This is a genomic window from Bradyrhizobium diazoefficiens, assembly GCF_016616885.1.
Classification (GTDB): Bacteria; Pseudomonadota; Alphaproteobacteria; order Rhizobiales; family Xanthobacteraceae; genus Bradyrhizobium; species Bradyrhizobium diazoefficiens_F.
On sequence record NZ_CP067102.1, the window covers coordinates 7330331 to 7343373 of the forward strand.

17 protein-coding genes are annotated in these 13043 nt (G+C 65.7%); 5 read left to right on the forward strand and 12 right to left on the reverse strand.

From position 1 onward, the window contains the following. The first annotated feature begins 135 nt into the window (after window positions 1–135). Genes JJC00_RS34155 through JJC00_RS34165 form a run of 3 tightly spaced genes read left to right on the forward strand, consistent with a single transcriptional unit; the run spans window position 136 to window position 1425 of the window. Window positions 136–393: a hypothetical protein gene (locus JJC00_RS34155; protein ID WP_200470138.1), complete on the forward strand. Its 258-nt coding sequence runs from the start codon at window positions 136–138 to the stop codon at window positions 391–393. Further along, window positions 368–616, forward strand: coding sequence for a hypothetical protein (locus JJC00_RS34160; protein WP_200470139.1), 249 nt, complete (start codon window positions 368–370; stop codon window positions 614–616). The genes JJC00_RS34155 and JJC00_RS34160 overlap by 26 nt, the downstream gene beginning before the upstream one ends. Beyond that, window positions 616–1425 carry a TIR domain-containing protein gene (locus JJC00_RS34165; RefSeq protein WP_200470140.1) on the forward strand — a complete coding sequence of 270 codons (810 nt, stop codon included), beginning with the start codon at window positions 616–618 and terminating at the stop codon, window positions 1423–1425. Before JJC00_RS34160 ends, JJC00_RS34165 begins: the two co-directional genes overlap by 1 nt. A 128-nt stretch (window positions 1426–1553) precedes the next feature. Here JJC00_RS34165 and JJC00_RS34170 read toward each other — a convergent pair whose 3' ends face one another. Genes JJC00_RS34170 through JJC00_RS34180 form a run of 3 tightly spaced genes read right to left on the reverse strand, consistent with a single transcriptional unit; the run spans window position 1554 to window position 3422 of the window. After that, window positions 1554–1856 (reverse strand): winged helix-turn-helix domain-containing protein, encoded by a 303-nt coding sequence (locus JJC00_RS34170; protein ID WP_200470141.1) that lies wholly within the window; start codon window positions 1854–1856, stop codon window positions 1554–1556. Between the two features lie 4 nt (window positions 1857–1860). Further along, window positions 1861–2415: a hypothetical protein gene (locus tag JJC00_RS34175; protein WP_200470142.1), complete on the reverse strand. Its 555-nt coding sequence runs from the start codon at window positions 2413–2415 to the stop codon at window positions 1861–1863. Beyond that, window positions 2412–3422 carry an alpha/beta hydrolase gene (locus JJC00_RS34180; RefSeq protein ID WP_200470143.1) on the reverse strand — a complete coding sequence of 337 codons (1011 nt, stop codon included), beginning with the start codon at window positions 3420–3422 and terminating at the stop codon, window positions 2412–2414. The genes JJC00_RS34175 and JJC00_RS34180 overlap by 4 nt, the downstream gene beginning before the upstream one ends. Window positions 3423–3561: 139 nt before the next feature. Here JJC00_RS34180 and xseA point away from each other — a divergent pair, with 139 nt between their 5' ends. Then, on the forward strand, window positions 3562–5184 hold the full coding sequence (gene xseA, locus JJC00_RS34185) for an exodeoxyribonuclease VII large subunit (protein ID WP_200474320.1): 1623 nt from the start codon (window positions 3562–3564) through the stop codon (window positions 5182–5184). Between the two features lie 192 nt (window positions 5185–5376). On the opposite strand, the gene JJC00_RS34190 is transcribed toward xseA, so the two are convergent. Next, window positions 5377–5526 (reverse strand): hypothetical protein, encoded by a 150-nt coding sequence (locus tag JJC00_RS34190; protein ID WP_200470144.1) that lies wholly within the window; start codon window positions 5524–5526, stop codon window positions 5377–5379. A 160-nt stretch (window positions 5527–5686) separates the two neighbouring features. Beyond that, entirely contained in the window at window positions 5687–6517 is an 831-nt protein-coding gene (locus JJC00_RS34195) for a dienelactone hydrolase family protein (protein ID WP_200470145.1), read from the reverse strand. 182 nt (window positions 6518–6699) lie between these two features. Between JJC00_RS34195 and JJC00_RS34200 the strand changes: the two genes are divergently transcribed. Beyond that, window positions 6700–6927 (forward strand): DUF2093 domain-containing protein, encoded by a 228-nt coding sequence (locus JJC00_RS34200; protein ID WP_200470146.1) that lies wholly within the window; start codon window positions 6700–6702, stop codon window positions 6925–6927. A gap of 16 nt (window positions 6928–6943) precedes the next feature. Here JJC00_RS34200 and JJC00_RS34205 read toward each other — a convergent pair whose 3' ends face one another. The 7 genes from JJC00_RS34205 to JJC00_RS34235 form a co-directional block, all read right to left on the reverse strand. Further along, entirely contained in the window at window positions 6944–7252 is a 309-nt protein-coding gene (locus JJC00_RS34205; RefSeq protein WP_200470147.1) for a hypothetical protein, read from the reverse strand. 214 nt (window positions 7253–7466) lie between these two features. Beyond that, the gene (lpxK, locus tag JJC00_RS34210) at window positions 7467–8483 is read right to left on the reverse strand and encodes a tetraacyldisaccharide 4'-kinase (protein ID WP_200470148.1); all 1017 of its coding nucleotides are present in this window, start codon (window positions 8481–8483) and stop codon (window positions 7467–7469) included. Next, the gene (locus tag JJC00_RS34215) at window positions 8476–9804 is read right to left on the reverse strand and encodes a 3-deoxy-D-manno-octulosonic acid transferase (protein ID WP_433996470.1); all 1329 of its coding nucleotides are present in this window, start codon (window positions 9802–9804) and stop codon (window positions 8476–8478) included. Before JJC00_RS34215 ends, lpxK begins: the two co-directional genes overlap by 8 nt. Continuing rightward, window positions 9797–10510: a lysophospholipid acyltransferase family protein gene (locus tag JJC00_RS34220; protein WP_200470150.1), complete on the reverse strand. Its 714-nt coding sequence runs from the start codon at window positions 10508–10510 to the stop codon at window positions 9797–9799. Before JJC00_RS34220 ends, JJC00_RS34215 begins: the two co-directional genes overlap by 8 nt. Then, the gene (locus JJC00_RS34225; RefSeq protein WP_200470151.1) at window positions 10507–10752 is read right to left on the reverse strand and encodes a DUF4170 domain-containing protein; all 246 of its coding nucleotides are present in this window, start codon (window positions 10750–10752) and stop codon (window positions 10507–10509) included. Before JJC00_RS34225 ends, JJC00_RS34220 begins: the two co-directional genes overlap by 4 nt. A gap of 62 nt (window positions 10753–10814) precedes the next feature. Next, window positions 10815–11627: an inositol monophosphatase family protein gene (locus JJC00_RS34230; RefSeq protein WP_200470152.1), complete on the reverse strand. Its 813-nt coding sequence runs from the start codon at window positions 11625–11627 to the stop codon at window positions 10815–10817. Beyond that, window positions 11614–13017: a TldD/PmbA family protein gene (locus tag JJC00_RS34235; RefSeq protein ID WP_200470153.1), complete on the reverse strand. Its 1404-nt coding sequence runs from the start codon at window positions 13015–13017 to the stop codon at window positions 11614–11616. The genes JJC00_RS34230 and JJC00_RS34235 overlap by 14 nt, the downstream gene beginning before the upstream one ends. Between the last annotated feature and the right edge of the window lie 26 nt (window positions 13018–13043).

Genomic DNA, 13043 nt, shown 5'->3' on the forward strand with positions numbered 1-13043 from the left:
GATCGAACGCGAACATTCGAGGCGGGGAGCGCGTGGATAACTCGGCGAGGCCGGCTTGAAAGACGGACGACCGTAGTAAAGTGCGGGCGAATTGTTGGAGGCGATTCGCTCTACCTGAATTTGAGGTGTTTTGAAGTGACAGACGACTTGAATGAGGCGCTTTGGCTGTCGGTGATCGGCAAGGCCTTAGCCTACCTTTGCGTTCAGCACGTATCGCAAAACGACCCGGGGCGCGTGGGAAGCCTTTTGGACAAAGTGCAATTTCTTGAAGGAATAGGCGTGCCCAAGGGGGACGCCGCGCTGATCCTCGGCAGCACGTCGGCTTCGGTTGCCACCCTGCAGAGTCGGAAGAAAAAGGGCGCCGCCAATGGCCGCAAAAAAGCAAAACGCTGACGGCGCGGCGCAAATTGGCGCGCTGGATAAGATGGCGCGGCTCTTCGCCGCTCACGTGACGCGCGGAATGAAGCCCGATGAAGCGACTAACATCCTAGAGGGCGCAGGATTCTCCGACCGAGAAATCACCGAGCTTTTGGGCGTTGGTGAGTCGTACGTAAGACAGGTTCGGTTTCAGCGCAAGGCCAAGAAGGGCAAGAAAAAGAAGCCGAAGGCAGGCTGATGGCAAGGATCAATCCGGACCTACTCGGGGCACTTCAGAGGAAATTGAAAGTAGGCCAAGCGCGGGTCTACACTCTCATTCAGCAAGTAGCCTCGCAACACCGTGTCCCACGACATCTTGCGGCTTTGATCCTCGCTGGTGACAACGGCATAAGCTTTCAGAAGTACGCTACCAAGGAAGACCTCTCAGAGCTTCGGGGGCAGGGCGCCAGCGGGCATTCGGGCACATCAGCACCGGCGCTCGCCATGCCGCGATCAAGCGTACGTCGTGCCAAAGCCAAACCGGCTCCTCGTCCCAAGGACAACACCGTGTTCGTGGTCCACGGTCGGGATGAGGCCTTGCGGAAATCAATGTTTGCGTTCCTTAGAGCGCTGGGGCTTAAGCCGATGGAGTGGGGAGACGCGCTCGCCACGGCCAAGGGGGCCAATCCGCAGATTGAAAGCATCATCGACTCTGCCATGAGTAAGGTGCAGGCGGTGGTTGTCCTGTTTTCACCGGATGAAGAGGCACGCCTGAAGGAATCTCTCTGCGGGAGAGGTGAAAAGCGCACTGAAGGGGCGCTTGCGGGACAGCCTAGACCCAACGTGCTCTTCGAGGCGGGTTTGGCGCTCGGAAGACACCCAGAGAAGACGCTATTGGTTCAAGTCGGCAAAGTTCGGGGATTTTCTGACATCGCGGGGAGACACCTTGCGCGACTGACGAATGACACTTCTCGCCGAAATGACGTCGCAAATCGCCTTGAGCAAATCGGGTGCGTGATCAATCGGCGAGGGGACGACTGGATGACGGAAGGCGACTTTGCGCGCTGAAGCGCGATGGGCTTCTCTCAAATACAAAGGCCTGCTACGAAGCGAACCAGAGCGCGCACGAAAAGCTTATCAGGGGCTAGGCCGAAGCGTGGTGGTACCCACCCAACTGTGCCGATCTTGCCGATGGCCTAAACCTGCTTCCCCGCAATGATCTCCTGCAAGGTCGCGACATGCCGCGCGAAGGCACCGCGGCCGGCTGCGGTGGCGGTCACTGTCGTCTGCGGCTTCTTGCCGACGAAGGCCTTCTCCACCGAGACGTAGCCCGCCTTCGCCAGCGTCTCGATATGCGCGCCGAGATTGCCGTCGGTGGCACCGGTCAGCTTCTTTAGCCGGGAAAATTCGAGGCCCGCGGCTGTGGCTGGCAGCGAGTTCAGCGCGGCCATGATCTTGAGGCGCAGCGGCTGGTGGATGATGTCGTCGAGCTCGGCCATGGCGCTAGCTCCGTCGCATCCAGAGGCCGCCGACGATCAGGCCAGCGCCATTGACGACGGCCATCCACGGCAGGAAGGCGTCGCCGGTGACGAAGAAATACCCGACCAGTGTCAATGCGGTGATCGCGAGCGCGATCACGACGAAGGCGTAGCCGAACCACAGCCCCGCCAGCGCATAGAACAACATGAAGTAGATGGTCCAGAACGTGCCCTGCTGGCGCGGCGTGAAGTGGCCGAGGACGTGCGCGCAGAGGAAGCCGAAGGCGACGAACATCAGGAAGGCGAGCAGCATACGCATGTCAAAACCACGAACCCCGGTCGAGGCCTGGTTCGCGGCGCTGATCGCAAACGAGCCGGCAATGCCGACGACGTAGACCGCGAGCCAGTAGTAATAAGCTTCGCGCGGCCAGAGCCAGGTCACGATGTTGGCGGCGAACACCAGCACGCCCCACATGATCATCATCTGGCTGGCGAGATCGTAGATGCGCGACTGCCGCACGCGCTGGACGATGTCGTCGATCTCGGCCAGCGCCTCGGAGGCCTGCTTGCTGTCGATCATGACTGGCCGGCTCCACGCGTCGCCACGTCCTCTGCGATCGCGTTGACCGCCTTCGGGTTGGTGACGATGCCCATGTGGTTGACGCCCTCGATCAGCTTGACGTCCACGGACCGCTTGATGGCCTGCACGGCCTCGGCATATTTGTCCGAGATCATCATCTCGTCCTCGGCACCGCCGAAGATCGTGAGCGGATGCGTCACTGCCGGCAGATCGAGGCGGTAGCCGTGCGTGGCGAAGTTACGCATCAGGCGGTCGGAATAGGTCGGGGTCAGGAAGCGCTCCGAATTCGCAGGCACCGCGAAGGCGAGCACCGGAAGCTGCGCGCAGCAGTCGATGCCGAGCTTGCGCAGCGCAGCGAGAGCGAAGAAGCGCGGCAGGTCAGCATTGGCCCAGCCGCCGGCATGCGGCCGGTTGGTCGGCGCGTCATAGCCGAGATAGGGCGCGACCAGCACGGTGCGCACGAACAGGTCCTGCACGATCGGCGTCGCGGCGACGCGCAGCGAGAAGCCGGCGCCGGCGGAATGACCGATCAGGGTCAGCGGCAGATCGGGCGCGCTTCGGCGGACATGGGCGACGAAGTCGACGAGGTCGTCCTCGAGCTGGCCGACATAGCCGATATCGCCGCGCGTGCCCGAAGCGCCGTGGCCGCGCGTATCCAACGCCCAGGTCTCGATACCGTGTGCGGCGAAGGCCGCCGTCAGGGCGTGATTGACCGTGCCGGAGGAGCCAGACGAGCCGTGGATGAAGATCGCACCGCGATCGGTGGCTGTCCCTTTCGGCGTATAGTGGCGGAAGCCGAGCCAGGTGCCGTCGCGTGCCTGGAAACGCTCGAGCGGCGGCAGCGTGGACCAGTCGATGCCCTTGGCGGAGTCCGAGACCGAACGCATCTCCGCAGGCCGTTCAAGCGGCGTCGCGATCAGGGCGGTCAACAGCAGCGCCACTGCGCCGACCGCACACAGGGCCCATTTCAGTCCGCTCAAAACGCCGCGCAGCAGCCGGATCGCCATGGCTCAATCTCCCGTAGAACGCATCAACAATAGATAACTCTATACTACAGAGTACTCTTCCGATCAACCTGGGGATTGGCGCCACGCTGCGAAAATCCTTAACGTCGGGTCCGACCCCAAAATGCCGAATCGATTGCCGATGCCGCCTGCGGAACAACTTCACAACGCGCCTGAATTCACCGTCTCCGAGCTCTCCCAGTCCCTGAAGCGGACGGTGGAGGACACCTATGGCCATGTCCGGGTCCGCGGCGAGATCTCCGGGTTCCGCGGCGCCCATTCCTCCGGGCATTGCTATTTCGCGCTCAAGGACGAGAGCGCCAAGATCGAGGCGGTGATCTGGAAGGGCGTGCACGGCCGGATGCGCTTCAAGCCCCAGGAAGGGCTCGAGGTCATCGCCACCGGCAAGCTCACGACCTATCCGGGCTCCTCCAAATATCAGATCGTGATCGAGGCGCTGGAGCCGGCCGGCATCGGCGCGCTGATGGCGCTGATGGAGGAGCGCAAGAAGAAGCTCGCCGCCGAGGGCCTGTTCGACGAGGCGCGCAAGCAGCTGCTGCCCTGGCTGCCGGATGTGATCGGCGTGGTGACCTCGCCGACCGGCGCTGTGATCCGCGACATCCTGCACCGGCTCGAGGACCGCTTTCCCCGTCATGTGCTGGTGTGGCCGGTGAAAGTTCAGGGCGAAGGCTCGGCCGAGCAGGTTGCAGCCGCGATCCGCGGCTTCAACGCGTTGCCCGAGGGCGGCAAGATTCCACGGCCCGACGTGCTCATCGTCGCGCGCGGCGGCGGCTCGCTGGAGGATCTCTGGTCGTTCAACGAGGAGATCGTGGTCCGCGCCGCGGCCGAGAGCATGATCCCGCTGATCTCTGCGGTCGGGCACGAGACCGACATCACGCTGATCGATTTCGTCGCCGACAAGCGCGCGCCGACGCCGACGGCGGCCGCCGAGATGGCGGTGCCGGTGCGCAGCGATCTGTTCGTCGAGGTCGCCGATCTCGCGCGGCGCACGCGCGCCTGCTGGCAGCGCGGCCACGAGAACCGCCGCAACGAGCTGCGCGCCGCCGCACGCGCGCTGCCGGCGGCATCCGATCTGCTCGCGATCCCGCGGCAGCGGCTGGATTCCGCAGGCAGCGCCCTGCCCCGCGGGCTCAAGGCCAGCACGCATGCGCATTTCCGCAGGTTCACCGCGGCGAGCTCAAAGCTGACGCTGCGGGTGCTGCACGGCCAGATCGCACAGGCCGATCATCGCCTCACCGTGTGCGGCGAGCGGCTCGGCCTGTCCGCGCGCTCGCTGCTGCGGCAACGACGCGACCGCTTCGCCGGACTTGAAGTGCGCTTGCGCGCCTCAAAGCTCTCCAATGCGCAGGCGCAGCGCAATGCGATCGCGCGCCAGCGCGAGCGCACGCATCGCCTCGCCGAGCGCGCCAACCGCGCGGTTGTCACGCTGCTGCAGCGGCTCGATGCCCGCGTCGAAAACAGCGGCAAGCTGCTCTCCGCGCTGTCCTATCGCGGCGTGCTCGCCCGCGGCTTCGCGCTGGTGCGCGACGAAGCCGGGCATCCGCTGCATTCGGCTGACAGCGTCGGGCCCGGCGCACGCGTCGAGATCGAGTTCGCAGATGGCCGTGTGGGCGCGACGGCGGATGCCGATCGGCCAGCGCCTGTGGCCAAGCGCGCACCGGCGCAGCCGAAGTCCGCGGCGCAAGACACGAAGCCAGCGCCGAAACGCGTGGGCAAGCCGGTGGATCAGGGCAGTTTGTTTTAGGGCGCGGTGCGCCCCTGCTATCGCAGCATTCTGAATGCCACCCCGTCATCCTGAGGTGCGAGGTTTGCGATGCGAATGCATCGCAAGGTGAGCCTCGAAGGATGAACGGCCGAGATGCAGCCGGGCCGTCGCCCTTCGAGGGCCGCTGAAGAAGCGGCCACCTCAGGGTGACGGTGGCAGATTGGTGCGCCTCTACCGGCAGGACAACCCGGCGTCCATCGTCGTCCAGAAGCCGCAATGTTCCGGCGCGAGTTGCGGTGCGCCGGCGCGGGCTTCGAACAGGAAGACGACGATGGTGAAGACGACCAGTGCGGACAAGAAGATGGCGAGGCGGTTGCGCATGAAGGATGCGTTTAGCCGACATCATGGTCGAACTAAGGCACCGACATCCGCTGAAACCGGTGTGACGCGCGATCCGTAGATTCACGGTCGGCCATTATCCGTGCAGGGCGGTGGTCGATGCGGGGCTGTCCGCCTCACCCTGTTCCTCGGGCGGCCCCGCTTACCGCGCCAGCCACTCCGCGACGTCCTTCTGCGACTCCGCGCGCGCCTCGGAATCGGTGCCGAGATGGCCGTGCTCGGGCGCGGCGGCATCGGCGCTGCTGGCGGCCGCATGCAGCGGCGTGTTGGCGCGGTCGAAATCGTGATAGGCGCCGGGATAGACCACGATGCGCGCGAGCGCGCTGCGGCCGTGCGCGCCGTCCACCATCTGGCGGCAGGCCGGCGGCGAGGACACGTCGTCGTTCGCGCCGATCAGCACCAGCGTCGGCACCCGCGTGCTCCAGCCGAGGCCGGCGGAGATCCGACAATCCGGATAGAACGCGATCGCGGCGCGGAAGTCCGGACCCACGTCGCGTGCCACGCTCTGCGGGCGCACCGCCCAGAGCAGCGCGCTGGCGCCGTTGGCCCAGCCGATCAGGCTGACGCGGTTGCGCGCGACCCAGGTCTGCTTCATCAGCCAGGCGCGCGATGCCGCGATGTCGGTGACGCGCTCGCGCCGCGCCGTGACGTGGATGTCCTTGACGCGGCATTGCGGCCCCAACTCGCGCGAGCCGTAGCTATCGGGCAGCAGCACCGCATTGCCCGCCCTGAGCAGCCGCTCGGCCCAGTCGCGATAACGCGGCTGAACGGAATCGGAATGGCTGCCGAGGCCGCCGCAGCCGTGCAGCGCGATCACGGTCGGGAATGGCCCCGCCCCCTCGGGCTTGAAGAGCTGCGCATGCAGGACGCCGGACGATAGCGGAATTTCGACCTGCTGCGGCGCAGGCGCCGGCGACGCATGCACGGCAGACATCGAGAGCGTCAGGAACAGGGCGGTCAGTCGAAGGCGCATCGGACTCTGTCGCAGGAGGTGCCGAACGGTCTCAAGCACTATCATGCGAAAACGGCGGCAAAACATCACAAACCGGTGGGTTTAACGGGCGGACAAGCTACCCTATCTATGCTACATCCGGTCCAACACATCGTGCCCCGCAAGGTTTTCCAAACGGGGCCCATCCACGGAGACTTTCGACCGTGCTGAACAAGTTCGGCCCCTCGGGCCATGGTGAAGCGCAGGTGCAATATCTCGACGGCGATTTCCGCGTGATCTCGCCGGGGACGTTCGTGCGCTGCGCCATCACCGACACGCGGATCCCGCTCGACGAGCTGAAATACTGGAGCGTGGACCTGCAGGAAGCCTATGCCACGCCTGGCGCCGTGCTGCAGCGGCATTTCCCCAACGCGCCAAAGCCGCAGTCGTGAGGCTTCGTCCGCGTGGCTATTGCTGCTCGGGACCATCCGCGCCCACGCACGTCTTGATCGCACTCTTCCGCGCCTCGCCGACCACCTTCTGATCGATCGCCTGCTTCAGGCAATCGAGCCGCGCCTGCGCCATGCAGAGCTGCATCTGGTCGCGCTTGTCCTGCCCCTTCAGATTTTGCGTCGTGGCGAGACAGGTTACGCGCTTGGTCGCGGGAACCGGCACCGCGGCGCCCGGAGCAGCGGGAGCCGGCGTCGTTTGTGCAAACACCGGCGCGACAATCAGACACACAAGGCTTGCGGCAACAGCCGCGAGAGGCAATTTCATCGCATTCTCCAGGACCGCCCTGAAGCGATAAGGGCTTTGCGATGAATGTCGGCTGAATGGCGAACTGCTGTAGGGTGGGTTAGCCCCGCGGATTGCGCGAAGCGCAAACCGCTAGGCGTAACCCACCATGTTTCAGCGAATGCGGGACGAAGATGGTGGGTTACGCCCAGCAACTGCGCTTCGCGCAGTCGCAGGGCTAACCCACCCTACGGGATCATCGCCTGCTGAACCTTCGTTCGCGGGCCTTGTAGAGATGGTCGCTGATCAATTGGCGGAGCGCGGCGGGGTCGTCGAACTCGAGCTGAACCGCGAACGGCACGATACCTTCCGGCACGCCCTTGGTACCGCGCAGGCGTGCAAGATCCTTCTCCGTCGTCACCAACATGAGCTGCTCGCGCTGGGCGTCGGCCGCGAGCGCGGCAAGCTCGGGCTGAGAGAACATGTGATGGTCGGCGAAGGGGCGCGTGCGTGCGACCTCGATGCCGCTGGCGCGCAAGCTGCGGAAGAAGCGCTCGGGATCGCCGATGCCGGCAAAGGCGAAAACGGGCTTGCCGAAGAGCTGCGCGACCGCGGCCGCATCCGGCTTCAAGCGCGCGCGCAGCACCGGTTTTTCGCGCGCGGCAATCTCGGTCGCGACGGCGTCCGCGGCATGACCGTCGCCGATCAGCACCAGCGCGTCGGTGCGCGAAAGCTGCGGCTTCAGCGGGGCGCGCAGCGGACCTGCGGGAAACACCTTGCCGTTGCCGAGGCCGCGCTCGCTGTCGATCACGATCAGCGAGGCATCCTTCAACAGAAGCGGGTTCTGGAAGCCGTCATCCATCAGGATCACGGTGGCGCCTTGCGATTTGGCCAGCGCGACGCCGTCGAGGCGATCGCGCGCGACCGCAACGGGCACATCGCGCACCATCATCAGCGGTTCGTCGCCGACGTCGGCGGCGGTGTGACGCATCCGATCGACCATCACCGGGCCGTGCAAGCGTCCGCCATAGCCTCGGCTGAGCACCACCGGCGTCTCGCCGAGCTCGCGCAACAGCTTCGTCAGTGCCAATACAGTCGGCGTCTTGCCGGCGCCGCCGACATGGTAATTGCCGACGCAGAGCACGGGAATGCCGGCGTCAAATCCCTTGCGCGCCATGCGGCGTGCGGTGATGGCGCCATAGAGCGCGCCCAATGGGCTGAGCAGATGCGACTTCGGGGAACGCGGCCGGTACCAGAAGGCCGGCTCACGCATTGGCGGCTCCCATCTCGATCCGCAACTGCATCAGATACGGCTCGAGCGCCATCATGGTGCGATCGAGCGCGCCGCCGAGCTCCGCGACGACACCGGTGCCTGCGCTCTGCAGCTTGTCGCGCACGGTCGGCTCGGCCAGCAGCAGGCCGAGCTGCTTGACCAGCGCCTCCTGGGTGTCGGCCTGGCGCGCGCCGCCCCTGCCATCGAGCGCCTCATAGACATCGGCGAAATTGAAGACGTGCGGACCATGGACGATGGCCGCACCGAGCTTGATCGCTTCGATCGGATTCTGTCCGCCGTGGCGGATCAGCGATCCGCCCATGAACACGATCGCCGAGAGGCGGTAGAACAGGCCGAGCTCGCCCATGGTGTCGGCGACATAGATATCGGTGGTAGCCGACAGCTGCTCGTCGCGCGAGCGCAGTGCCGGCTTCAGGCCCGACGCCGTGATCATCCCCGCGATCGAAGAGCCGCGATCCGGATGCCGCGGCACGATCACGGTCAGAAGCTGCGGGAAAAAGCCGACGAGGTTGCGATGCGCGGCGACCAGCATCTCGTCCTCGCCCGGATGGGTCGAAGCCGCGACGATGATCGGCCGCCCGCGCGTCATCGCCATCAGCCGTTCGAGCTTGGCCGGATCGGCCGGCGGCGCCGGGACGTCGAGCTTGAGATTGCCTGTCGTGACGACGTCGCGGCTGCCGAGCGCGGAGAAACGATCGGCGTCTAGCTTCGACTGCGCCAGGCAGATGTCGAAGCGCGACAGCAGCGCCGAGATGGTGCCGTGCATCCGCCGCCAGCGCGGGAACGAGCGCGGCGACATCCGCCCGTTGATCAGCACCATCGGCACCCGGCGCGCCGCCCCCGCCAGGATCAGGTTCGGCCAGAGGTCGGATTCGATGAACAGCGCCAGCGACGGCTTCCAATGGTCGAGGAAGCGCGCGACATAGCGCGGCGAATCATACGGCACGTATTGATGGATGACGTCGGGCGGGAAACGCTTTGCGACGACCGCGGCCGAGGTGACCGTGCCCGAGGTCAGCAGGATGCGCAGGTTGAGATCGCGCAGGCGCTCGATCAGCGCGGCCGCGGCCAAGACCTCGCCGACGCTGGCGCCGTGGATCCAGACCAGCGGGCCGTGCGGGCGCACGTCCTGAGACAGACCCCTCCGCTCGCCGACGCGCGCGGGATCTTCCTTGCCCTGCTTCAGCCGCCGCTTGATCAGCGCAGGCGCGAGCGGCACCAGGCCCGTGGCCAGGCGCTGATACATCCGCAGCGTCATGGGCAGCGATTTGGGCAGCGCATGGGGCAGCGAATTAGCCATCTGCAGGTCCCGCGCGACCGAGCTGCGCATAGGCGCGGCGGGTCGCTTCGTTCAGCGTGTCTTCCAGCTCCTGCCGCAGCGCTTCCATGGTGGCGGCATCGGCATCCGGCGGCACGTGGATTTCCTTGATGCCGACCAGGGCGCCCCGCCCGAACGGCAGATTGATGGTGGTGCGGTCCCAGTTCTTGAGCCGGATGAAGCGGCTGGTCGCCATGGCGAAAGGCATGATCGGCCGCCCCGATTCCCGTGCCAGCATGATGATGCCGAGGCCGGCCACGCGCGAGCGCTTGGGGACATCGGCGGTCAGCGCGACATTACAACCGTCCTGGAGCGTGTACACCATTTCCCTGAAGGCGCCGACGCCGCCTTTCCGGTGGAAAGCGCCGCCGTGGTCCCCGGAACCGCGGATGAGGCCGATGCCGAGCCGCTCGACGGCGATCGCATTGAACTCGCCGTCGCGATGCCGGGAGATCAGCACCTTGGCCCGGTAGGACTCCTTGGACTTGATGAACGGGGTGAGGAAATGCTGGCCGTGCCAGAATGCGAAGATCGCCGGGATCTGCGGCTCGACGATGCCATAGACATCGGGCGGATCGAACGTAAACTTGTTGGTCCGCCAGACCAAACGCAGATATTCGGCCGCCAGGACCCCGACGGCACGCTGAAACCAGCTGCTCCGCAGCGTATTGCGAAGCAGTTTTTTCAACGCGCCTTCGTTTCTTGATTCGGGTCGAGCAGCCGGTGGAGATGGACGATGAAATACCGCATCTGCGCGTTGTCGACCGTGCTCTGCGCCTTGGCGCGCCAGGCGGCGTGGGCGGTCGCGTAGTTCGGATAGAGGCCGACGATCTCGACGTCGTCGAGGTTCTTGAAGGTGTTGTGCTCGAGGTCGAGCAGCTCGCCGCCAATCACGAGATGAAGCAGTTGTTGCGGGGCACTATCTGACATGGGTTCGGTTCCTAAGAGGCTGCCCGGCAAAGCAGTGTTCGACAAGCACGACGACAAGCGCTTCAGGCCAGGGGGCGGTTTCGAAAATGCGCGACAATGCTCGCATGACGATCGCGTCCCGCTGCCACCAGCACCCCGTGCGTCACTTCCCGACGGTTATAGAGGATGGGATCTCCGGAGAGATCGCTCATCCTACCATCCGCTTCCTGCACGATCAAATCGGCCGCCGCAAGATCCCAATCATGGCTGTTGCCCCCCGCAAAAGCCGCATCCAGCCCGCCATTGGCGACCCGGCAGAGCCGGAGCGCCAGCGAACCGATTCGCGGATGCAGCTTGATCTCGCCGCCGCTAGGATTGAGCCGCTCGACCATCGGCTTCGGACCGGCGACCCGGGCAAAGTCGAGCGCGGTCCCTCCCGTCGCCCGGACCGGCTTGCCATTGAGCAGCGTGCCCTGGCCGCGGGCGGCGAGAAAGAATTCGCCGCAGGTCGGCGCGAACACCGCCGCGAGCACCGGCGAGGCATCCTCGACCAGCGCGACGCTGACGCACCATTCGTCATGGCCGTTGAGATAGTTGCGGGTGCCGTCGATGGGATCGACCACCCAGGTCAGCCGCCGCGACAGCCGCGTGGCGTCATCGACGCTCTCCTCCGACAGCCAGCCATAGCCGGGCGTGGCGCCGCGCAGGCGTGCTTCGAGGAGATCGTTGACGGCGATGTCGGCTTCCGAGACCGGCGAGGACGCGCCCTTGATCCACTTCTTCAGTTCGGTGCGAAACATCGACTGTGCGAATGCACCCGCCTCCCGCACCGTGTCTTGCAGCAGCGCTGCGTCGCGCGTCAGAACGTTTGCGTCGAGACTGTCAGCGTCCGCCAAGCGTCAAACCCTCGATGCGCACCGTCGGCGCATTGATGCCGTAGCGGAACTCGAGATTGTTGGCTGGCTGCATCGACTTGAAGATTTCGAACAGGTGCCCCGCGATCGTCACCTCGCTGACGGGATAGGTGAGCTCGCCGTTCTCGATCCAGAAGCCGGAGGCGCCGCGGCTGTAATCGCCGGTGACGCCGTTGACGCCGGAGCCGATCAGATCGGTGACGTAAAATCCCTGTTGGATGTCGGCGATCAGCTCGGCCGGCGTCGGCGTGCCGGGCTCGAGATGCAGATTGTACGGCCCCGGTGAGGGCGAGGACGAGACGCCGCGATGGGCGTGGCCGGTGGTGGTGAGCCCGAGCTCGCGCGCGGTGGCGCAATCGAGCAGCCAGGTCGTGAGCACGCCCTCGTCGATCAGCGCGGTCTTCTTCACCGCGACGCCCTCGGCGTCGAACGTCTGCGAGCGCAAGCCGCGCTTGCGCAGGGGATCGTCGATGATGCGGATGTTCCTGGCAAACAGCTGCTGGCCGAGCTTGTCCTTCAGGAAGCTGGTCTTGCGCGCGATCGAGGCGCCGTTGATGGCGCCAACGACATGGCCGACCAGCGAGCCCGCGACGCGCGGGTCGAACACGACGGGCACCTTGCAGGTCTCGACCTTGCGCGGATTGTAACGCGCCACCGTGCGCTCGCCGGCGGAGCGGCCGACCAGGTCCGGCGACAACAGATCGGCCCCGTGCGGCGCCGAGGTGAAGTCGTAGTCGCGCTCCATGCCGGTGCCTTCACCGACGATCGCGGTCGCCGAGATGCCCTGGCTGGACCGCAGATAAGAGCCGTGGAAACCGGTAGAGGTGACGAGCACCATGCCGCCCATGCCGGCAGAGGCCGAGGCGCCACCGGATTTCGACACGCCCTTCACGGCGAGCGCGGCAGCCTCGGCTTCGAGTGCGCGGCGCTCGAGCTCGGCAGTTGCGGGCACATCGGGATCGAGCAGATCGAGATCGGGGAAGTCGCGCGCGAGCAGCGCGGGATCAGCAAGGCCGACATATTTGTCGTCGGGCGCGACGCGTGCCATCGCCACCGCGCGCTCGGCCAGCTTGGTGACGGCATCGCCGCTCGCGTCATTGGTCGAGACCACAGCCTGGCGCCGGCCGACCAGAACGCGCAGGCCGACATCGTCGCCCTCGGACCGCTCGGATTCCTCGACGCGGCCGTCGCGCACCTCGACGCCTTGCGAGATGCCGCGCACCGCGACCGCATCGGCCGCATCCGCGCCGGCGCGCTTCGCCGCCTCGACCAGACGCTGCGCGAGATCGGAGAGCGCGGACTGATCGAACAGGTCGCGATTGGACTTTGAAGAGTCCTGGGGCGAAAGCGTCGAGCTTGGTGAAGGGTTCACAAACGAAATCCTGTTGGGGCGCGGGA